Source organism: Shewanella marinintestina, from assembly GCF_023283845.1.
In the GTDB taxonomy this organism is placed as follows: Bacteria; Pseudomonadota; Gammaproteobacteria; order Enterobacterales; family Shewanellaceae; genus Shewanella; species Shewanella marinintestina.
Genome location: NZ_JAKILC010000019.1, coordinates 74,218 through 95,065, shown reverse-complemented (window position 1 = coordinate 95,065; position 20,848 = coordinate 74,218). Strand labels below are relative to the sequence as shown.

General features: G+C 42.3%; 23 protein-coding genes. 8 read left to right on the top strand and 15 right to left on the bottom strand.

The features are described from left to right. The first annotated feature begins 581 nt into the window (after nucleotides 1-581). A complete protein-coding gene (locus L2747_RS17995) occupies nucleotides 582-2,570 on the top strand; it encodes a hypothetical protein (RefSeq protein ID WP_249000388.1) in 1,989 nt (662 codons plus the stop codon). A gap of 341 nt (nucleotides 2,571-2,911) precedes the next feature. On the opposite strand, the gene L2747_RS17990 is transcribed toward L2747_RS17995, so the two are convergent. The 8 genes from L2747_RS17990 to L2747_RS17955 form a co-directional block, all read right to left on the bottom strand. Next, on the bottom strand, nucleotides 2,912-4,765 hold the full coding sequence (locus L2747_RS17990; RefSeq protein ID WP_249000387.1) for a DUF885 domain-containing protein: 1,854 nt from the start codon (nucleotides 4,763-4,765) through the stop codon (nucleotides 2,912-2,914). Nucleotides 4,766-4,930: 165 nt separating this feature from the next. Then, nucleotides 4,931-6,082 carry a radical SAM family heme chaperone HemW gene (gene hemW / locus L2747_RS17985; RefSeq protein ID WP_249000386.1) on the bottom strand — a complete coding sequence of 384 codons (1,152 nt, stop codon included), beginning with the start codon at nucleotides 6,080-6,082 and terminating at the stop codon, nucleotides 4,931-4,933. Beyond that, nucleotides 6,082-6,681, bottom strand: coding sequence for an RdgB/HAM1 family non-canonical purine NTP pyrophosphatase (rdgB, locus tag L2747_RS17980; RefSeq protein ID WP_249000385.1), 600 nt, complete (start codon nucleotides 6,679-6,681; stop codon nucleotides 6,082-6,084). Before rdgB ends, hemW begins: the two co-directional genes overlap by 1 nt. Before the next feature lie 122 nt (nucleotides 6,682-6,803). Continuing rightward, on the bottom strand, nucleotides 6,804-7,238 hold the full coding sequence (locus tag L2747_RS17975) for a DUF4426 domain-containing protein (RefSeq protein ID WP_249000384.1): 435 nt from the start codon (nucleotides 7,236-7,238) through the stop codon (nucleotides 6,804-6,806). A gap of 82 nt (nucleotides 7,239-7,320) precedes the next feature. Then, on the bottom strand, nucleotides 7,321-7,593 hold the full coding sequence (yggU, locus tag L2747_RS17970) for a DUF167 family protein YggU (RefSeq protein WP_283107343.1): 273 nt from the start codon (nucleotides 7,591-7,593) through the stop codon (nucleotides 7,321-7,323). 14 nt (nucleotides 7,594-7,607) lie between these two features. Continuing rightward, nucleotides 7,608-8,156: a YggT family protein gene (locus L2747_RS17965; protein ID WP_249000382.1), complete on the bottom strand. Its 549-nt coding sequence runs from the start codon at nucleotides 8,154-8,156 to the stop codon at nucleotides 7,608-7,610. 27 nt (nucleotides 8,157-8,183) lie between these two features. Further along, nucleotides 8,184-9,002 carry a pyrroline-5-carboxylate reductase gene (proC, locus tag L2747_RS17960; RefSeq protein WP_249000381.1) on the bottom strand — a complete coding sequence of 273 codons (819 nt, stop codon included), beginning with the start codon at nucleotides 9,000-9,002 and terminating at the stop codon, nucleotides 8,184-8,186. Nucleotides 9,003-9,164: 162 nt separating this feature from the next. Continuing rightward, nucleotides 9,165-9,863: a YggS family pyridoxal phosphate-dependent enzyme gene (locus tag L2747_RS17955; RefSeq protein ID WP_249000380.1), complete on the bottom strand. Its 699-nt coding sequence runs from the start codon at nucleotides 9,861-9,863 to the stop codon at nucleotides 9,165-9,167. A gap of 35 nt (nucleotides 9,864-9,898) precedes the next feature. Here L2747_RS17955 and L2747_RS17950 point away from each other — a divergent pair, with 35 nt between their 5' ends. The 3 genes from L2747_RS17950 (at nucleotide 9,899) to hemH (ending at nucleotide 13,222) form a co-directional block, all read left to right on the top strand. Next, nucleotides 9,899-10,936, top strand: coding sequence for a type IV pilus twitching motility protein PilT (locus L2747_RS17950; RefSeq protein WP_249000379.1), 1,038 nt, complete (start codon nucleotides 9,899-9,901; stop codon nucleotides 10,934-10,936). A 16-nt stretch (nucleotides 10,937-10,952) separates the two neighbouring features. Next, nucleotides 10,953-12,065: a PilT/PilU family type 4a pilus ATPase gene (locus tag L2747_RS17945; protein ID WP_249000378.1), complete on the top strand. Its 1,113-nt coding sequence runs from the start codon at nucleotides 10,953-10,955 to the stop codon at nucleotides 12,063-12,065. Nucleotides 12,066-12,208: 143 nt separating this feature from the next. Further along, nucleotides 12,209-13,222 carry a ferrochelatase gene (hemH, locus tag L2747_RS17940; RefSeq protein WP_249000377.1) on the top strand — a complete coding sequence of 338 codons (1,014 nt, stop codon included), beginning with the start codon at nucleotides 12,209-12,211 and terminating at the stop codon, nucleotides 13,220-13,222. Between the two features lie 82 nt (nucleotides 13,223-13,304). Here the strand turns inward: hemH and ruvX are convergent, their stop codons facing one another. From ruvX to L2747_RS17920, 4 genes are all read right to left on the bottom strand, one after another. Further along, entirely contained in the window at nucleotides 13,305-13,730 is a 426-nt protein-coding gene (ruvX, locus tag L2747_RS17935; RefSeq protein ID WP_220781888.1) for a Holliday junction resolvase RuvX, read from the bottom strand. Nucleotides 13,731-13,773: 43 nt separating this feature from the next. Next, nucleotides 13,774-14,334 carry a YqgE/AlgH family protein gene (locus L2747_RS17930; RefSeq protein ID WP_249000376.1) on the bottom strand — a complete coding sequence of 187 codons (561 nt, stop codon included), beginning with the start codon at nucleotides 14,332-14,334 and terminating at the stop codon, nucleotides 13,774-13,776. A 24-nt stretch (nucleotides 14,335-14,358) separates the two neighbouring features. After that, nucleotides 14,359-14,688 carry a stress response translation initiation inhibitor YciH gene (yciH, locus tag L2747_RS17925; RefSeq protein ID WP_249000375.1) on the bottom strand — a complete coding sequence of 110 codons (330 nt, stop codon included), beginning with the start codon at nucleotides 14,686-14,688 and terminating at the stop codon, nucleotides 14,359-14,361. A 137-nt stretch (nucleotides 14,689-14,825) separates the two neighbouring features. After that, nucleotides 14,826-15,185, bottom strand: coding sequence for a hypothetical protein (locus tag L2747_RS17920; protein WP_249000374.1), 360 nt, complete (start codon nucleotides 15,183-15,185; stop codon nucleotides 14,826-14,828). Between the two features lie 127 nt (nucleotides 15,186-15,312). Here L2747_RS17920 and L2747_RS17915 point away from each other — a divergent pair, with 127 nt between their 5' ends. Further along, nucleotides 15,313-15,876, top strand: coding sequence for a DUF4136 domain-containing protein (locus L2747_RS17915; protein WP_249000373.1), 564 nt, complete (start codon nucleotides 15,313-15,315; stop codon nucleotides 15,874-15,876). Nucleotides 15,877-15,951: 75 nt separating this feature from the next. On the opposite strand, the gene L2747_RS17910 is transcribed toward L2747_RS17915, so the two are convergent. Both L2747_RS17910 and L2747_RS17905 read right to left on the bottom strand, forming a co-directional pair. Then, nucleotides 15,952-16,782: a leucine-rich repeat domain-containing protein gene (locus tag L2747_RS17910; RefSeq protein ID WP_249000372.1), complete on the bottom strand. Its 831-nt coding sequence runs from the start codon at nucleotides 16,780-16,782 to the stop codon at nucleotides 15,952-15,954. A gap of 53 nt (nucleotides 16,783-16,835) precedes the next feature. Continuing rightward, nucleotides 16,836-17,714 (bottom strand): LysR family transcriptional regulator, encoded by an 879-nt coding sequence (locus tag L2747_RS17905; protein WP_249000371.1) that lies wholly within the window; start codon nucleotides 17,712-17,714, stop codon nucleotides 16,836-16,838. Nucleotides 17,715-17,798: 84 nt separating this feature from the next. Between L2747_RS17905 and L2747_RS17900 the strand changes: the two genes are divergently transcribed. The 3 genes from L2747_RS17900 (at nucleotide 17,799) to L2747_RS17890 (ending at nucleotide 20,087) form a co-directional block, all read left to right on the top strand. After that, complete coding sequence (locus L2747_RS17900) at nucleotides 17,799-18,233, top strand: PACE efflux transporter (protein WP_249000370.1); 435 nt, start codon at nucleotides 17,799-17,801, stop codon at nucleotides 18,231-18,233. Between the two features lie 401 nt (nucleotides 18,234-18,634). After that, complete coding sequence (locus tag L2747_RS17895; RefSeq protein ID WP_249000369.1) at nucleotides 18,635-19,231, top strand: OmpA family protein; 597 nt, start codon at nucleotides 18,635-18,637, stop codon at nucleotides 19,229-19,231. 31 nt (nucleotides 19,232-19,262) lie between these two features. Beyond that, nucleotides 19,263-20,087 carry a mechanosensitive ion channel family protein gene (locus L2747_RS17890; RefSeq protein WP_249000368.1) on the top strand — a complete coding sequence of 275 codons (825 nt, stop codon included), beginning with the start codon at nucleotides 19,263-19,265 and terminating at the stop codon, nucleotides 20,085-20,087. Between the two features lie 80 nt (nucleotides 20,088-20,167). On the opposite strand, the gene L2747_RS17885 is transcribed toward L2747_RS17890, so the two are convergent. Then, a complete protein-coding gene (locus L2747_RS17885) occupies nucleotides 20,168-20,806 on the bottom strand; it encodes a trimeric intracellular cation channel family protein (protein WP_249000367.1) in 639 nt (212 codons plus the stop codon). Nucleotides 20,807-20,848: the final 42 nt, after the last annotated feature.

Below are 20,848 nucleotides of genomic sequence, written 5' to 3'. Positions count from 1 at the left end.
CATTGTTCTAATTAATGAACAGTGTGAACCACCTCTAATGTAGAGGTTGCTTATTATCTTTTATTTCAGTGTTTTATGCGTGTTGTGTGGCTTGTTTAGTTAAGTTGAATTTAGGCTTGGCTAAACAAGTTGAAATCATTTTGGTTGAAGTTTGTTCTCATTTTAATACAATTGCAGTCAGTTGATTCAAAAGCTCTGAGCCCTATACTGCAGTTGAGAATGACCCCTCTTTGTTGTGATATACAGAGCAGCTAAAAGCAGTTTTGTTTCAATGTTGACAGAAGTTTACGAACTAAAACAATGTCAGCCTTAAAACCATCATCCTAATTTTGGTTTACCCCGGCTTTAACCGGGGTATTTTTCTTTCTAGGCTTTATTAAAACTCTAGCTTTCCTTTCTATTTCTGTTACTTCAAATAGTTTCATAATTTCTTATCGTAAAAGAAAGATAGCGAGTGACGAGCTACTTGCATCATAAAGCACTTGAAAGTGTTGGCTTTATAGCTTTAAGCTGCTTACTTATCTTCAGCAATAGTGACATGTATGGCGTAAAGTCATTTATTTTATGAGACGAGTATTACATTGAATAAATTTATTAAGACATTTTTCCCTCGTATTTTAGGCTCTGTAACTAAAAGCTCTGATGTTGAAACTGAACTTTTAGATATTGAGCTTATAGAAAATAAAGATACTGCTTCTACAGAGACGCTTAGCACTTGTTTAGCCTCTAACGAATATTCGTTTCAGCACCACGGTTTGTTTTATGATGGGCTTATACAGTTACAAGTAATTAAGCGTACCGGTTTTAATACTGACGTTATTAGTCAGTTTGAACTGCTTGAAACTCAAAACTGTGAGCTATTGATTGCCGAGTGGCTTGATAACCAGCAGTTTATCGCTGTTGACTCAACAGGGCGGATTTTTAGCTCGAGATTTAATGCTGCGGAACCGAGTAAACAGAGTCTCTCTGCCATCGCATCACTCGGTCTATATCCAACCAAGGATGCCTGTATCAGCAATGGTAAATTATGGATAGCGGGGGCGCCTAAAGGTGGACGACGCAGTGCAAGCTCTTTGTATTGTGTTGATATAACAGCTAAGAATTTAAATGTCAGTCATTTTGAGCTTAATGATACTGCCATTAGCAACTACGAAATGCCGTTTAAGTTTGTTAATGACAGCATGGTGTGCGTCCAAGGTACAGAGTTCGTATTCTATCAGCGTGAAAAGCGTAGAACGCATCAACTTGTCAGTTTTAATCCAATGACTGCAGAGACTCAGATATATCCGCTTCAAGGTCAGCCTGCGCCCGAAGAGATCTCTGTGCGTAATACCTTTTTTATGGATAAAAAGCGCGGCGTTGCATTACTTGCTAACACCGAAACACTCAGTGTCTTAGAGTCTAGTGATGAGAACCTCCGCTTTAACTTTGAACTGCAGTTTATCGATTTTAAGCAAAAAAAAGTACTGTGGAGCCATAAAGTCAGAGTGCTTGAAGCTGCACAGATTTGTGCAGAATATCAGGCTGAAGACCTTATTGAATCATTGACGGCGATTGCGGCGGGGAACACCAGTTCTGAACACCATGACGAGTTGCAAACGTTTATTGAATGTCTTACGTCAGCGACTATTTCAGCTGATGGCAACAGTGTTTGGCTGGGGTGGCAGGACGGTGTTGTACAGCAGTTATCGTTAACTGGCGACTCTATATTGCCATTGCACAAGTTGATGAAAGATAGTAACAATGGCAACCAGCGCTCAGTCCAAGTATTTGAACATGATCCCGTTGTCATTAAAGGTAAAATTGATAAGCAATTGATCGTGGCTGTTGGTGAAGATGAAGACGCGCTGATTTGGCGTGTGGATCTTCAAGAAAGGAAGGTCAATAGTGTAGAGACTGCTATTAGTGAACCTCATAGAGCCGCTGAAGAACAGGGTGAATGCTTAGTCAACAGCGTTGTGCCAATCATATGTCAGTCTCTAGGGTTAAATTTGTCTATGCCGACTAGCTTGACAGAAGTCCCGACCTCTAATGGCCAAGTTGATATTAGTCTGCAAAATGTCAATGATACGGCTGCCAAGGTTCACTCACTTACAGAGCTTAACGCGCTTATGCCTGCACTTGAGTCGCACTATCTTAAAAGTGGTCAAACATCATTATTTTTTGGTTTTGTGGCGCAACAAGTCGACAGTTGTGCCGTGCTAAGTGAATATGATTTGTTTGCCTCAGCAGCTTACGATGAAAAGGGCGCAGAGTTATTGGCAAGTATTATTAGGCAGTTTGCGAGTTGGCGCTGTGCCGCGGATTTATCGGGGTTGAAAGGTGCGCCAGTAATGGCTGATGCGGTGCTAGGCTTAGCCGATAAAAGGCAGTATTTAGCGACGCTAGCCGAATACTTTATTGCCATTGGTGGGCAAGAGCCAATTCATCAATTTCATGTAAACAGAACCATGATGGTGATCCGTGAACAACATGCTGATACGCCTGAACTGGCGGCGTTTATGGCAAAAGTGCCATGGCCTTGGAATGATGCAAGCTTTAGCGTGCCGAATGTCGGTGATTATGACTAATACCAATTAGTATAAAGATTTGATCGCTTAGCGAGAATTTAGCGACACTGAGACAATGCAACGAGTGAAGAGCATAGTTGTTCTACGTTCAAGCTTGTTAAAGCAGTATCAGAGCCGCTAAAACTCGCCATTCTGGAGTGTTTTTGGCTGCCTACTTCTGCGTTGAATAACTTCACAAGAGAGCTACCATTCTTTCAGTTATTCGCCTTGAATTAGTTTGCCAAAAACGCTCTAAGTAGATCAACTTCTTATACTAAGTGGTATAATACTTAACAGCTCTAGATAAAAAAGCCTCGTCAGCAATAATTTGCTGACGAGGCTTTTTCGTTTAATGCTATTAACTAGCTGCTTTGTTCAATCCATAAGTTGATTTCACTTTCTAGTACGTCCAATGGTACAGGGCCATTTTTGAGTACAATGGTGTGGAAATCACGGATATCAAATTTATCACCAAGAGCTTGTTGCGCTTTGTCTCTAAGGGCTAATAGTTTAAGCATACCGACTTTATAAGCGGTTGCTTGTGACGGCATGACTACATGACGTTCAACCATTTTCACTGCATCAGACTTGGCGTTTGGTGTATTAGATACGTAGTACTCAATAGACTCTTCTCGAGTCCACTTTTTAGCGTGAATACCGGTATCAACAACCAAACGGCAGGCGCGCCATAGTTCCATTGCGAGACGACCGAAATCTGAGTATGGGTCAGAATACATGCCCATCTCTTTCGGGAAGTACTCGCTATAAAGACCCCAACCTTCTATGTAGGCTGTATAACCACCGAACTTACGGAACTTAGGCACTCCTTCAAGCTCTTGTGCAATCGCTATCTGCATATGGTGACCCGGCGTGCCTTCATGATATGCCAGTGCTTCCATTTGATATTTTGGCATTGCCTTCATGTCATAAAGGTTTGCGTAGTAAGTACCTGGGCGGCTGCCATCTGGTGATGGATTGTTATAAAACGCTTTGCCGGCTGACTTTTCTCTAAAGGCTTCAACTTGCTTCACAATCATCGGTGCTTTAGGTTTGACCTTAAACACTTCATCAAGACGGCTGCTCATGGTATCAATTAATGCCGTCGCTTCCGTTAGGTAAGCTTGGCGACCTTTGTCATCATTGCTGTAATAAAACTGCTCATCTTCACGCATAAACTTAAAGAATTCAGTCAATGAACCTTCAAAGTTAACCTTCTTCATAATGGCGCGCATTTCACTATGAATACGTGCCACTTCCGCTAAACCTAGTTCATGGATCTCGTTAGCGGTCATATCCGTTGTTGTCGTACGTGCAAGGGCATTGTTGTAGTAGGTTTCACCTTCAGGAAACTTCCAAGCACCATCGCGGGTATCGGCTTTGGCTTCAAGCTTAGTCATATAGGCAATAAGCTTGTCGTAGGCAGGTTTTACATCTTCAACAAGAGCAAGTTTTGCCTGACGTAATAGGTTTTCTTTGTCGCTATCACTTATTTCAAGCTTTGATACTTTACGTTTAAAGTCGCTCCATAGTGCGCTGTCTTCTTTGTTTGAACTAGGGGTGAATGGCGCACCGTTAATAATATTCTTACTGTCATTTATCACGTATGGGAATACAAACTTCGGCGCAATAATGCCTTTGCCTTCACGGACCTCTAGTGCAGTTTGTAGCTGTGATAAACGCTTAGGTACACCTTGTAAGCGGCTAATATAAGCCTTGGCATCTTCGACACTGCCAATTTGATGTTGGTTAATTAGGAAAGAAGCTATTTGCGAGTGGCCGCCATACATCTGGTTAACCGGGTAGTTATGGTAGCGCCATTTATCATCTTTAATACTTTGCTCAAGTTTCTGTGTCAGCAGTTGGTAACTCAGTAATGTTTGTCGGTCGAGTTTTCTGGTGTTGATTTGCTTTAGCTGAGCCAAGTGTTTTTTGTCGCGAGCAAGAGCGGCATCATCAGCAGCGTCACCCATTTCATCCCATTTATCATAATCGGTTTTGATACCTAGGTGAGTTTGTGAAATTGGACTAGCCATAACATTTTCCATGAAAATGCTTTCGAATAAAGCGTTGGCTTTTTCTGATTCACTATGTGCCTTATGAGCAACACTCTCACTTGGACTTAATTGTGCTATCGAGGTAGGGGCTGCAATCGCAGTGGCACTAAATGCCAAAGAGAGCGAAAGGGCAATAAAGCTAATATTTGTTTTTATAGGCATTTTTTGGGCTTCCTTAGAATTATGATTGTTATCCTAAAGAAGCCGCTGGTTAATTTTTTGATCTAAGTGTTAGCAAATGTGTCTGTATTCACTGGGTGGTGATTATTAACCATTTAATTCAATGGCTTATTTTATTTTTTGCGTATTAGTATGAATTAATGCACATTACAAAAATTGTGACAGTAGCTCATTGACGAATAAGTGACCTTTGCTAGTGAGCTGCCAATGTTCTTCTGAGTCAGTCATTAAGCCTTTTGCGCAGGCTTGCTTAATCCCTTCGCTAATCGTCGCTCTTGCAAGACCTGTTCGCTGTTCGAACTCAATCTTTGGAATTGGACTCATTAAACGAAGGCGGTTCATTAGGTACTCCAAAGGCCTATCTTCTTGCTCGACTTCAGTTGTTTCGTAGCAGTAGTCATTTGCGGTCAAGTAGCCTTTCGGGTGCTTAATTTTCACAGTGCGCACAATCTTGCTGTCATTAACATTAGTGTTGTTAATCTGGGTGATTTTGCCGTGAGCACCACAGCCGATCCCTAAGTAATCACCAAATTGCCAGTAGTTGAGGTTATGTCTGCATTGGTAGCCTTCTTTGGCATAGGCAGAGATTTCATACTGCTGGTAGCCAAGCGCCGCTAACCGTTTTTGACCTTGTTCATAGATCCGCCATAGATTCTCATCATCTGGTAGTTGCGGGGGCTTAGAGTGAAACAGGGTATTTGGCTCAATCGTTAACTGATACCAAGACAGATGTGGCGGTGCTAAACCTGCCGCGGTTTCAATATCGGCTAATGCTTCGTCAAAACTCTGATCAGGCAAGCCGTGCATCAAGTCTAAGTTGAAGCTTTGGTAACCAGAAACTTTTGCTTTTTGTGCGGCAACCTGTGCTTCATTTTTATCATGAATACGGCCGAGTAAATTGAGCTTATCGCTTGAGAAACTTTGTACCCCTATAGAAAGACGAGTGACACCGGCTTTATTGTAAGCTGCAAAATCATCATGCTCTAACGTACCTGGGTTGGCCTCCATGGTGATCTCAATATTGTCGCTAAAGGGGATAAGTGCATCAACCTCTGTCAGTAAGCGGCCAATATGTGCTGCGTCAAATAAGGATGGAGTTCCGCCACCGATAAAAATGGTGTGAAGCTGTCTGCCTTGCACATAATGTAGGTCTTGTTTGAGATCATTAATCAGTGCATCAACATATTCTGTTTGTGGTAACTCGCCATGTTGACCATGTGAGTTAAAGTCGCAATAAGGGCATTTTTGTACGCACCAAGGAATATGAATATATAGGCTTAACGGTGGCAGGGTTAGCATTAGTTAAAAATACCTTGTTGCTTCATGGCTTCAATTAACAACACAAGTGCTTTACCACGATGGCTAAGCTTATTTTTTTCTTCACTACTTAGATCTGCTGCTGCGCAATCGTGCTCCGCAGGGATAAAAATGGGGTCGTAGCCGTGGCCATTTTCGCCTTGTGGAGCAAAACCTATTGTACCTTCCCAAGAAGCTTGGCAGATAATTGGAGTTGGATCTTTAGCGTGACGCATGTAAACCAATACACACTGAAAGCGTGCATTACGTTCTGTTTGACCATCAAGTGCATTAAGCAATTTTGTATAGTTTTGCTCATCTTTAGCGCCTTCTCCCGCATAGCGCGCAGAGTAAATTCCTGGTGCGCCTTGTAAGAAATCGACCTCTAGACCAGAGTCATCGGCAATCGCTGCATGGCCGGTCACCTCTGCTGCGTTTCTTGCTTTTATAATGGCATTTTCAACAAAGGTGGTACCGGTTTCTGGTACTTCAGCTACGTTTAACTCGCTTTGAGCCAAGATTTCAACGCCGTAATCTGCCATTAATTCTGAAAATTCTTTTAGTTTACCTTTATTGCCACTAGCAAGGACGATTTGATTCATTGGGAGCCCGTAGATGAGTCATAAAATAATGGCGGCAATAATAGCCGAGATACGGTTTTTTCGATAGTAGAAAGGCAATAAAAAACAGGGGCGCTTGGCCCCTGTTTTTAGTGATTTGGCAATTATTCTACGTAAAATTTTTGCTTGAAGGTTAGCGTAGTGTTGAGCTTTTTATCGTACTTAACCGCAATTTTAAAGTTAATTTCTTGGTCGTCACGGTAAGGGACTTCAGCAATATAATAAATGGAATCACCTTCACGAATCTCTCTAAATTTCAGATCAATCCGAGCATCGAGTAAGTTATTGGCAACCCCCGAAATTTCTACCGGAACCGCAGGATTGCCTTCTACACTGGTATCGAGCACTGCGATATTAATAATACCTGTGTAACTACTGCGTTTTATCCCGTATGACTTAGCAATACTGGGAGTTAAAAAGGTACTGCTGAGAGCGACATAGTGGATATCGAAATTACCCACTTTTTCTTTTTGTTCGGCGAATGCGGTACTGCTTAGACAAAAGCAGAGCACTAGCATAGTGGTTAATAAGCGGATCATATTAGCTTTCCTTAAATGATATCTTGATAACAGTATAGAACTTAACCGGCCTCAATGCCCCATAGTAATGGTAAGTACAAGGTTACAATAGGTTTTGTACTTCCTCAGGGATAAGTTTCGGGTCGATAATCCTAACTTGCTTGTGGCGACCCATTTGACCTTTAACGATTTCAATATCCCCTTTAGGTACTTTAAAGGCTTTAGAGAGGTACTTAGTGAGGTGAGCGTTAGCTTTTCCATCAACGGGGGGAGCGGTAATGGCTATTTTGATTTCTTCGCCATGAAGACCAACAATCTGATCGCGACTCGCTTTAGGCTGGATATAAAGTTGTAGCAGCAGGTTTCCCTGCTGCATCTGTGCTGGAGTCACTATACGCTAGCCCAAAATGGAACGTATTGTGCGAGCAAAATGTTTAAAAAGTTTAGGATAATCATCATCACTAACAGTGATAAATCTAAACCACCCATGGGTGGTAATATGCGGCGAATTGGTGCAAGTAATGGCTCTGTTAATTGACCCATGACCATTTCAATTGGATTACCCCCTTGGCTTACCCAGCTCAAGATCGCACGTAGAATTAACATCCAGAAAAGTAATACACCAGCTTCTTTAATCACTGACACAAGTGAGATGAGCAGTAACGTTGGCACGTTAATCGCTGCGCCAGCCATCAAGCTTAAAATCACAAACTTGAGTACGACTACCGTAATCGCAAGTACAAACGATGCTGTATCAAAGCTACCAAATGAGGGTAATACGCGGCGCATCGGGCCGACAATTGGGTGTGTCGCTTTAACAATAAATTGGCTAAATGGATTATAGAAATCGGCTCTAGCGAGTTGTAGCCAAATACGCAGTACCACGACCATCAGGTATAAGTCGAATACTGTGCTGATTAGAAAACTAAATGCATTCATCTATTTACTCTACTTGTTTAAATTAAATTAGTACTGCTTTGCCATTTCTTCAGCGCGGGCGATGCAATTGCTCATTGCGCTGTCGACTAGGCCTCGTAAATCACCTTTTTCAAAGGTCTCGACTGCTTGTGCTGTAGTGCCGCCTTTAGACGTAACGTTAGCTCTAAGTTGCGCCAAGCTTACATCTGGGTTTTGTTTAACCATTAACGCCGCACCCAGCGCTGCTTGTTGTGCCATTTCTCTAGCAGCGACTTCTGACATACCACCTTTGACCGCACTTTCCACCATAGATTCTAAAAATAGGAAGAAATAAGCAGGAGAGCTACCAGCAAGGGCGATAACTTGGTTTAAGTCTGCTTCTTTTTCAACCCAAACTATTTCACCACCGGTTGCCATCAAGGTTTCGCAAATTACTTTTTGCTCGGCAGATATATCGTCGCCAGCATAAAGTCCTGTTAAGCCTACACCTATTTGCGTCGGGGTATTAGGCATAGTGCGTATTAGTTTGATCTCTTGCTTAAAAAAATCACTGTAACGTTTAGCGGTTACGCCTGCGGCGATGGTGATAATCAGTTTGTTAGATAGATCTAAGCCGCTAAGTTCTTCACCGACAACTTCCATAAAGTGTGGTTTTACGCCTAGCACAATCACATCTGCATTTTGAGCAGCAGAAACGTTGTCATTAGACACATTAATACCAAAGTCACTGACCATGGCATCTAGCTTAGGTTGGCTTGGGTTTGTGGCTTCGATAAGGGCTGGGTTGTAACCACTTTTCACAAGACCGCTAACGATACTGCGGGTCATATTACCTGCGCCAATAAAGCATACTTTTTGTTGTGTCATGAAGATCTCTTTTTGTTTTAGTTGGTATATAGCTACTTTAGTTATTAATGTTTGGGCTGAATCGTTAAATACAAGCAGCAGCGTTAAAAATAGCTAACGCCGCGGTTTATGTTAATACGACTTTAATCCATTTTATATTGCTGTTTTTACTCGGTGTATAAATTACACGGTATAATTTCGTTCGCCAAAAATGGCACTACCAATACGTACCATAGTTGAGCCATGGTCTACAGCAAGTTCTAAGTCATTGCTCATACCGACAGATAGCGTGTCGACAGTGTCAAAGCGCTGTGCAAGTTGCAAATATAAGTTGTGCAGTGCCGCTAATTCCTGGCTGGCTGTTTGCTCATCAACATCGGCTGATGGAATTGCCATTAAGCCGCGTAATACCAAATTAGGTAGCACTGCTAAGCTATTAGCCATTGCTAACACTTCAGTTGCTGCAACGCCTGACTTACTCGATTCATTACTGATATTGACCTGAATACAAATATTAAGCGCTGGCATATCGTCTGGACGCTGTTCACTTAAGCGCTTAGCCACTTTTTCACGGTCAACTGTATGCATCCAATCAAAGAGGCTAGCGACCACTTTGGTCTTATTTGATTGTAAAGGACCGATAAAATGCCATTCAATATCTGGGTACTCTTGGCTAAGTGAATTAATCTTCATTTCGCCTTCTTGTACATAGTTTTCACCGAAGCGGCGTTGACCCGCTTGATAGGCTTCAATGATGTATTCATTAGGCTTGGTTTTGCTAACCGCTAAAAGTTGTATATCTTCTGCCCGACGAGAGGCATTTTGCGCTGCTAGGCTGATTCGATGCTGGGCGATTGCGAGTCTGTCTGTTATTGTTGTCATCTTGTAAGTTTTTGGTTGAATGGATATCCCAAACTATGGAAATCACAGAGTTACTTGCCTTTAGTGTAAAACACAATGCGTCAGATCTACACCTTTCTGCAGGTGTTTCTCCCATGATCCGTGTTGATGGTGAAGTGAGAAAGATAAATCTACCTGCTTTAGATCATCAAGGTGTACATAGTCTCGTCTATGACATCATGAATGATAAGCAACGTAAGGACTATGAAGAACATTTAGAAATAGATTTTTCTTTTGAAGTACCGGGTTTAGCGCGTTTTCGTGTTAATGCTTTTAATCAGTCTCGCGGTGCTGCAGCTGTATTTCGTACCATCCCGAGCGATATTTTAAGTTTGGAGCAATTAGGCGCGCCTGAAATCTTCAAAAAGATCTCTAGTTTCCCGCGCGGTTTAGTATTAGTTACTGGCCCAACCGGTTCAGGTAAAAGTACCACTTTGGCGGCGATGATTGATTACGTGAACGAAAACCGCCATGACCACATTCTTACGATTGAAGATCCGATAGAATTTGTACATCAAAACAAGCAATGCTTGATTAACCAGCGTGAAGTACATCGCCATACTCATAGTTTTAATGCGGCGCTTCGTAGTGCACTTCGTGAAGATCCGGATGTCATCTTAGTTGGTGAGATGCGAGATCTTGAAACCATTCGCTTAGCAATGACGGCGGCTGAAACTGGTCACTTAGTGTTTGGTACTTTGCACACCACCTCAGCAGCTAAAACTATTGACCGTGTGGTCGATGTTTTCCCTGAAGGTGAAAAAGGCATGGTGCGTACTATGTTGTCAGAATCTTTACAGGCAGTCATTTCACAAACACTGATCAAAAAAGTCGGTGGTGGTCGAGTTGCCGCTCATGAAATTATGATGGGTACACCAGCTATTCGTAACCTTATTCGTGAAGATAAAGTGGCGCAGATGTACTCGGCGATTCAAACGGGTATGGCTCACGGTATGCAGACGCTCGATCAATGTTTACAAAACTTGGTTAATCGAGGCCAAATTACTCGTGAAGATGCCTTAGCAAAAAGCTCTAATAAACAAGCTAACTTTTAATAGGGATAGTTAATCTATGGATGTTCGTCCTTTTCTAAAAGTGATGATTGAGCGTAAAGCTTCAGATTTGTTCATTACTGCGGGATTTCCACCGAGCGCTAAAATCGATGGTGAATTACGTCAATTGGGTGAAAGCCCGTTTACACCGGCGCAGTCTCTAGACTTTGTAGAGTCATTAATGACGGATGTACAAAAGCAGGAGTTTCACGAGTCGCGAGAATGTAACTTTGCCTTCTCTGCGAAAGATTATGGTCGTTTTCGTGTCAGTGCATTTTGGCAGCGTGAATCACCCGGCTGTGTAATGCGTCGAATTGAAACCCAAATCCCCGATGTCGATGATTTGATGTTGCCACCAATTTTGAAAGATTTGGTAATGAGCAAACGTGGTTTGGTGATCATGGTAGGTGGCACAGGTACAGGTAAGTCAACGTCACTCGCTGCACTAGTGGGTTACCGTAATAACCATGCCCGCGGACACATTTTGACTATTGAAGATCCTGTGGAATTTGTGCATGACCATAGGCAGAGCATTATCACCCAGCGCGAAGTTGGCATTGATACTGAGTCATTCGATGCAGCGCTTAAGAGCTCTTTGCGTCAAGCGCCAGATGTGATTTTGATTGGTGAAATTCGTAGCCAAGAGACCATGGAGTTTGCACTGTCTTTTGCTGAGACGGGTCACCTCTGTATGGCAACATTACATGCCAATAATGCCAACCAAGCGCTCGACCGTATTATGCACTTAGTGCCAGAAAGTAAGCATCATCAGTTGTTGTTTGATTTATCGTTAAACTTGCGCGGTATTGTGGCTCAGCAACTGGTGCCTAAAAGTGATGGTACTGGCAGACGCGCGGCAATTGAGGTACTAATTAACACTCCACGCGTGGCGAGCTTGATAGCTAAGAATGAGCTGCACTCATTGAAAGAGACGATGTCTAAATCTAATGAACAAGGCATGCAGACTTTTGACCAAGCATTATTAAAGCTTTATACCGATGGAGAAATTAGTTACGCCGATGCGCTGCACCATGCTGACTCGCCAAACGATTTACGTTTGATGATCAAGTTGCAGAGCTCAGATCCAACAAGTAGCAGCTCGATGGATGGTGTAACACTTAATTTAGATTAATACGCTTGAGTGATTGGTTTGATTATTCAGAGTTAAATTAAGCACAAACTGGCAATATTTTATTGCCAGTTTTTTGTTGCTGTTGATCTTTAAGTTATTTTCAACGTATCAGCACATAACATTTTTAAGTTTAGGGAGTTACCTTGGCTAAGTATTCTGGGTTGACCAAAGAGGTCGGACATAAAAAGCGTGGCAAAACCGGTGTGCTACTGATGAATTTAGGCACGCCAGATGAACCTACAGCTTCATCGGTTAGGCGGTATTTAGCGGAGTTTTTGGCCGATCCCCGTGTGGTTGAGATCCCGAAGCTAGTGTGGATGTGTATTTTGCACGGGATTATTTTACGTGTACGCCCAGCAAAGTCTGCGGCGCTCTATAAGCAAGTGTGGACCGAGCAAGGCTCGCCACTTATGGATATTACCCGTCGGCAGACACAAAAGTTAGCAAGCTATTTTGAGCAAGCTGGTGAAGACGTATCAGTAGAGTTTTGTATGCGCTACGGTGAGCCATCTGTGGCATCAACGCTTAAAAGAATGCATCAGCAAGGCGTTGATAAAATGGTGGTACTCCCGTTATATCCACAATATGCTGCGCCGACAACGGCATCGGCATTTGATGCGATAGCAAAAGAGTTGACTAGTTGGCGCTATCTGCCAGCGCTGCACTTTATTAATACCTATCATGATCACCCTGACTTTATCGATGCGTTAGCCGCTTCGATTGCTAAAGACTTTGAGACCAATGGCAAGCCGCAAAAACTGGTTCTGTCGTACCACGGTATGCCTGAGCGTAACTTACACTTGGGCGACCCATATTATTGCTTCTGCATGAAAACCACAAAACTGGTGGTTGCAAAGCTGGGATTGGCTGAAGATGACTACATCACAACTTTCCAGTCGCGTTTTGGTAAAGCCAAATGGTTAACGCCATACACAGACGCAACGATGGAGTCATTACCTGGGCAAGGGGTTAAAGATATTGCGGTTGTCTGCCCGGCATTTAGTGCAGATTGCCTAGAAACGCTGGAAGAGATAGCAGGTGAAAACCGTGAGATTTTTGAACAGGCGGGCGGTGAAAACTATCGTTATATTGCCGCACTGAACGATGATGATGCACACATTAAGATGATGGCCAATATTGTTAAGCCGCACATTTAAGTTTTTTATCTCCATAGATAAAAGTAAAAGGGAGGCTAAGCCTCCCTTTTTTATATTGAGCCAATCTTTTTACTGCTAGCTTTTACTCGCCGTATTGATTCTCAAAATAACTTTCAACAATTAATACTGCTGACATAGCATCAACTTGGCCTTTGGTTAGCGCTTTATAACCGCCCATTTCAAACAGTCGTGCTTTGGCATCTGCAGTGGTTAGACGTTCATCTTGGGTAGCAACCTTTACGCCAAAGCGACCACTTAAGCGGTTGGCAAACTTGCGCGCTCTTTGGGTCATCTCTTGCTCAGTGCCATCCATATTGAGTGGTAAGCCTACAACAACGAGATCTGGTTTCCACTCTTCAATCAATGCGCCAATCTCTTCCCATTTAGGGATCCCATCTACAGCTTTAATTGATAATAGTGGTCTTGCGCTAGCAGTGAGCTCTTGTCCAATCGCAATACCAATACTTTTAGTACCGTAATCAAATCCTAAGACGCTTTTATCGCCCATTTAAGTTTATTCCTATCTAATAATCTATCTTGAATTGGCGTTATTACGCATGCCCTGCAAGGTTGGAGAGCTGCCAGATATCAAAGCCTAACGATTCAGTGGCTTGTTGCCAGCGTTGCTCATGTTCTACATCGAACAATAACTCTGGAGTGGCGGGGATTGATAGCCAAGTATTTTCAATAATTTCTTGCTCAAGCTGACCACGTGTCCAACCTGCGTACCCTAAGGCAATAAGAAACTTTTCAGGGGCTTTATTCGAGCCTAAACAGGTCAATACATCTTGCGATGTCGTCAGCATGATCCCATTGGTGATCTCGTCGCTATTATTCCAACCGTCTTGGCTTGTATGTAGCACAAAACCTCGCTCAGGATTTACTGGGCCACCAAGGAGTACTTCACCTTCGATGCCAGTTACTGGTGTTGGCTCTTCATTTAGCTCCATTTGATCGAGAAGTTCATCGACGATGATACCGCTCGGCTTATTGACGACAATTCCCATGGCACCTTTTTCGTCATGCTCACAGATGTAGATCAGTGAGCGTTCAAAATAGGTGTCCTGCAAAGAGGGCATCGCAATTAAAAAGTGGTTCTGTAAACTGTCCATAGACTTTTCCATATCAGCTTGCTGTTAACCACCGGCTAATTTAACGGTGTAATTGAGCTTTTCTAGCAAAGTCTTGATTTGCTCTCTATTGTCAGTTTGTACTTCAATGTTGAACTCTTTAACTGTACCGCCACAACCACATTGTTTCTTTAGTTTCTGGGCTAATGCTTTTAACTCTTTTTCAGGAAGCGCCAAGCCTTTAATGACAGAAACACCCTTGCCTTTGCGACCCTTACTGTCTTTATGAATTCTTACAATACCGTCGCCTTCAGGTGCCGATTGGGTTTGTTTTTCAGGCGCAATTCTGCCGCCATCGGTGCTATAGACTAAAGATACGTTTGGATCGGATTTCATATATATGGTCGTTGATGAACTGATAGCGCCAGTTTAGCAAAGTTACTTGGCTTTCGGGAGAGGTTTAGGCTTGGAGGAACTGATTCTGATGATATTAACGCTGCTAGGATGTCGAGCCACCTAACAGCGTTTGAGTTTTAAAAGTATAGCGCAAGTTCAATCAGTAACGATGCAAAAGTCAGTGTTGCCAACAAAGCGATGTATTTGTGGGTACTTGGTAAGGCGATGGCACATGAGGTTAAAACAAAACCAATTGCGGTGCCGGCAAAATGAGTCACTGGTGCACTGGCAATAGCGATAACCAGCCAGCTAAGCACAAGTATTGGTAAGATAACTAAAGAGTGTTTTGTAAGTTTATCGACTGAAGAAGGCTGGGTGTCAGAATGGCTAGACACTTTTTCCGGCGTGATAATAAAGACGACACTGGCGATAGCAAACGCTGCGATAAACCAAAACATAATGATATACTCAACAAGGTAATTGATAATCATTATCATTAAGTGGCGTTCTTAAGTCAAGCTTAACAAGTGGGTGAATTACTAAAATTGAGTTGTAGATTAAGACATTGCTCTGTAAGCTAATTATTAAGCGGTTAATATCTGTAAGATTATTGTTGGAGAAAACATGAAAAAGTTATTGGTCATTATTACTGCGCTAGCCCTAAGTGCATGTAGTTCACTTAAAACAAGCTCAGATTATGATCCAGGGGTAAACTTTAAAGAAGTGAAAACCTACGCTTGGGTCGAAAAGAAAACTGCAGATGCAACGTATCATCTAGATGGATTAATGGATCAACGCGTGCGCAAAGCCGTTGATGATCAGCTACAGCTTAAAGGCTTAACGCCAAGCGACGCCGAAACTGCTGATGTATTAGTTAACTACTTAACTAAAGTCGACAAGAAAATTAATGTTGATACCTTCAACACAAATTACGGTTATAACCCTTATTACGGTCCAGGTTGGGGCTGGGGTGGCGGTGTAGGTCATACACAAACCACTGTACGTGAATATGAAGTGGGTACCTTAATTCTTGACTTAGTTAATGCTGAAACCGGTAAGTTAATCTGGAGAGGTTCTGTTGCAGACACTATGCGTGACAAGGATACACCAGAAGAGCGCGTTGAAGTGGTTAACGAAGCGATTGGCGCGTTACTGTTAAATTATCCGCCAAAACCTGAAGCTAAGTAGCTTTTAAGTGTTTGAATAAAAACGGCCAAAAGGCCGTTTTTTTTGTCTCGAATGTTGGTCTCGAATCTCCGACTACTAGGCTAAATGAGCCAGTGACTCTGGTACGCTGGTTAATTGTAAATTCCTAAGACCTAGAGACTGTAACGCGGTTAAGTTTTCTATTTCATTAGGCAGCTCAGTTAGCAAGGAATAGCTTAAATCTAGCTTTACTAGGTTAGTGAGTTTGCCGATCTCTTTAGGTAATATCTCAATCTCACTGCAATATAGATTAAGCTCTTTTAGTTGCGCTAAATTGCCAATTTCTGCGGGTAAATTGTTTAGGCAGACATTATCAGATAAATCTAACTTTTCTAGTGATGTGAGCTTGCCTATCTCTTTAGGTAGCGCCACTAAACAACAACCATTTAGGATTAATTCTTTTAAATGGATTAAATTACCTATCTCTGCAGATAACTCTTCGATATCGTCACATACGCTAGAGAGATCTAACTTTTCAAGTGATGTAATCCCCCAAATCTGCTCTGGTAAAGCATCCTTTTCGCAACAGATAAAATCTAATTCTTTTAAATTAGGCAAATCAGTAATTTGACTTGGTAGTGTCGTCATTGCTGGATATGCGATTTTAAGCGCTGCTAAAGAGACTAGGTTGCCGATCTCTGCTGGTAGTCGCTCAGTCCCTGACATGTCTAATTCCAGTTCTTTTAGCTTTGTTAACTGGCCTAGCTCTTTAGGTAACTCAATGACCTCTGTGCCGGATAAATGCAATATTTCCAGTGAGGTTAGCTGAGCGATTTCTGGGGGCAAGAGCTTAATTTCTCGGCCTGTTAATTTAAGCTCGATTAGCGTTTTACATTGCTGCTCATTGGTGAGCAGTGCCGCTAAGGCTTCGGCTGTATTTATTTCCATTGGCTTCCTTATGGCGCTTTATCAAATAAACAACATGGTGCAGCAAGGTTTTGCTAGTTAAGTAAGCCGCGCATTAAAGCCCTAACTTGTTTATTAAACTGATTTTCTGATCGGCTTTTATGTTGAATAACATCGACGTTAGCTTGCCAACCTAACTGTTCAAAATCAATCTTAAGTTTGCAAAGTTGTTGAGCCGCTATGGCTTCTTCACAAAGATGTTGTGGTAATAAGGCCCAGCCAAAGCCTGCTTTGGTTAGCTCCAGCAACATATAGTAGTTGTCGGCATGCCACACATCTGGTGAGTGCGGGGTGCTAAACCAGCCTTTGCGGTCCTCTTTAGCGCCGATTAAGAGCTGACGATGCAACTTAAGCACATCAATATGCGATGAGTTTTCTTGAGCAAGAGGATGGCTTGGGCTAACTAATAGCTCAAACTGGACGGCGCCTAAAGATTCAAAGTCTATTGCTTCTGGGTAGGTTAACTCACTAAATACAATGCCAAGGTTAGCGCGCTTACTATCCACTAAGTGAATAATATCTAGGCTAGATGCGCAAAGGAGTTCGAGCTCACATAGAGGGTAGAGCTTTGAAAGGTTTTTAAGTAAAGCGGTAAATTTATCATAGGGGATCCCCTCATCGACGGCCAGTGTCAGTTTCAAATCGTCTTGTTTATCTAGCGCCTGAACTTGCAAGTTAAGCCGTTGGTGTTGGGCGATGACGGCTTTTGCTTGCGGTAGCAATTGCTTTCCAGCTTTAGTGAGAGTGGGGTAACGGCTGCTTCTATCAAACAAAGTTTGATTAGTATCGACCTCTAGATTGATGATGTGCTGGCTTATGGCCGATTGCACTTTTCCTAGTTTTCTTGCTGCTGCAGAAAACGAGCCTGTTTCAACGGTAGTGACGAATGAATAAAGCTGTTCAATAGATAACATATCAGTAAAGGTGATGGTATATGATTTTTACCTATCGTAATTAAAGATGATAATGACTGCAACTTAACTGTAGAGCACCTTGTTATGACATTTAAAGATAGAGTTATTCACGCCGTTCTTTTTGAAGCGATAGCATTAGCGATCATCGTTCCAGCAGCGGCATTGTTTTCTGGTAAGGACGCTAGCTCGATGCTAGCTGTAGGGGTAGGCCTTAGCCTTTACACCGTGGTGTGGAATTACTTTTATAACATCTGGTTTGATAAGCAGTTTGGTGCTGATCGAGTAAGCCGTAGTTTAATGACTCGAATTGGTCATACCTTAGGTTTTGAGGGCGGGATTATCTTTATTACAGTGCCAGTCGTGGCATGGTTTTTAGGGATTACTCTGTTGCAGTCTTTAGCGTTAGAAGCTGCGTTTTTAATATTCTTCTTTTTTTATGCCGTGGCATTTAATTGGTGCTACGACAACGTGCGCATCAAGTTGAAGCTAAAACAAGCTGAAAAAACAGCGCCTCTATGATTTATAGCAATAGATACTATTTCATCTGCTAACCCTTTACCGTCAACTTTTTAAGTTGGCGGTTTTTTTGTATGACTCTTCTGGTTGTTAATCATTCAACGACTAAACCTTCATGGAAATTCAAATTACGTTTCAGTCCACATCTCATTGCAGGATTTACTGACTCAGTGCCAAGGCTCTTTTAGGCTGTGGATTAAATATCGAAAAATACCAGATATTAACTATGCTTGTAATGCATAAGTTAATTATTTGACTGTGTTTTTGTGTTTATTGGGGGTAAAATGTTATCGGCTGACATTTGGCTGCTGAATTGGATTTTGGCTGCTTAGGTCGTCTTGAGTGTTGAGCATAGCGCCTTGGTTAAATAAATCCTGGTATTGACGGCTTAATAGGTGAGGGCGATGAAAGCAATATTGTTTATTTGGATTGCAGCATTTTTGTTTACCAGCAACTTATCGGCAAGGCAGTGGCAAGATGAAGATCTTGATGGAGTGCCAGATCTTAAAGATGCCTGTGCCAGCACTGTCGCTTTGCAACGTGTCGATGCCAGAGGTTGCAGTGTTTTACAAGCGAATACGCAGCAAATACAACAGCTAAATATAATGCCTACATTGTGCTTTATCACCGATGTAGGGCAATTATATCCAAGCTCATGTAATCAGGCGTCATCTATTGCAGTTAGGTTTGAATTTGCTAAGTCACAAGTTTCGATGTCGCAACAAGGTGCTTTTCAAAACTTAAGCCGCTGGTTGAGCGCAACCCGAGTGCCGTTAGCTTTGGTTGGTCATACCGATTCGGTGGGCAAAGATAGTGTTAACCAGCCGTTATCGCTGGCAAGAGCAGAGCAAGTCAAAACTATATTAGTGGAGCAATTTGGCTTCGCAGAAAACAGATTTCAGATTAAAGGCATGGGAAGTCATCACCCAATTGCCAGTAATCAAACCGACTATGGGCGTAAATTAAATCGCCGAGTTGAGTTTATTGTTATTGTTCAATAGCTATATTTTTATAATTTAAGGGAGTATATACATGGATAACTTGCAAGGTTTAATGGACCAAGCGCCAGAGCTGATCGTTACTTATGGCATGAAAGTCGTCTTTGCCATTGTTATTTTTATCATCGGTAAATTCTTATCGAATGTCGCTAAAAACCTCACTACTAAGTTGCTGAAAAAGCGTAAAGTCGACAACACTGTTGTATCGTTTGTTGCCAATATGGCTTGGGCATTGGTGTTTGTGTTCACGATTGTCGCCACTCTAGGGCAAATCGGTGTACAGACCGCGTCGTTAGTTGCTGTGATTGGTGCCGCCGGTTTAGCGGTAGGCCTAGCGCTTCAAGGGTCGCTATCAAACTTTGCTGCGGGTGTATTAATGGTGCTATTTAGACCATGCCGTGTTGGTGATTACGTTGAAGCGGCAGGCATTGCCGGTACAGTAGATGAAATCACTATCTTCTCTACTAAGCTGCTTACTCCTGATAATAAAGTGATTATTGCACCAAACTCAGCAATGATGGATGGCACGATTATTAATTACTCTGCGATGGAAACACGTCGTTTAGATCTTGTTATTGGTGTGTCTTATGATGCGAACTTGGCTGAAACCAAAAAGGTGTTAACTAGCATTCTTGAAAACAGCCAGTATGTATTGAAAGATCCTGCATATACTGTTGCGGTAGCTGAGCTTGCTGACTCATCAGTTAACTTTGTGGTTCGTCCTTGGGTAAAAGGCTCTGACTACTGGCCAGCACATTTTGAAATTCTAGAGCAGATTAAAGTTGCATTAGATGAAGCGGGTATTGGCATTCCATATCCACAAATGGATCTGTATGTAAAAGAAACGCCAGCGGCTTAATCGATTTATTGATTAAAGTGATGGCTACAAAAAAGGTCGGCATAAGCCGACCTTTTTATTGTGTGTAGATATTATCTATCTTAATGCGCGTTGTCTGATTGATACTGATAATCAAACTTTGGCATTGACCATTTATAATGGATAGCCAGCATTCTGAAGCTAAAGCCAAATACCAGAGATATTGATAAATTAATCCACTCAGGTACCCCATATAGCTTCATTGCGACATAGGCACCTGCAGTTAATAGCGCCACTAATGCGTAAAGCTCTTTTTTGAAAATTAGCGGTACTTGGTTACACAGAATATCTCTGATTACCCCACCAAAAACCCCGGTAACGACTCCCATTACAATAGCTATTTCAGGGCTAAAGCCGAGCAATAAGGTTTTCTGTGCGCCGATAATTGAAAAAACAGCTAATCCGACAGCATCGATGGCTAAAAACAATTTCGATAAATGACGCATCAAAGGTGCAATCATTACCGTGAGTAATGAGGCAGCAGCGATAGCAATCAGATAGTGGACATTTTCGATCCAGATTAATGGGTAATTGCCGAGCAAAATATCGCGCAAGGTGCCGCCGCCAATGGCAGTAACACAACCAATGATGACGACACCGAAAAGGTCCATCTGTTTTTTACCTGCAGCCAGTGCGCCAGTCATTGCTTCAGCAAGAATACCGACGAGCCATAAAAAGCTGATAACTTTAACTTCTAACATTTTTTGCACTAGCTAAATAAAAGGGAGACGATTTTGCCTCTT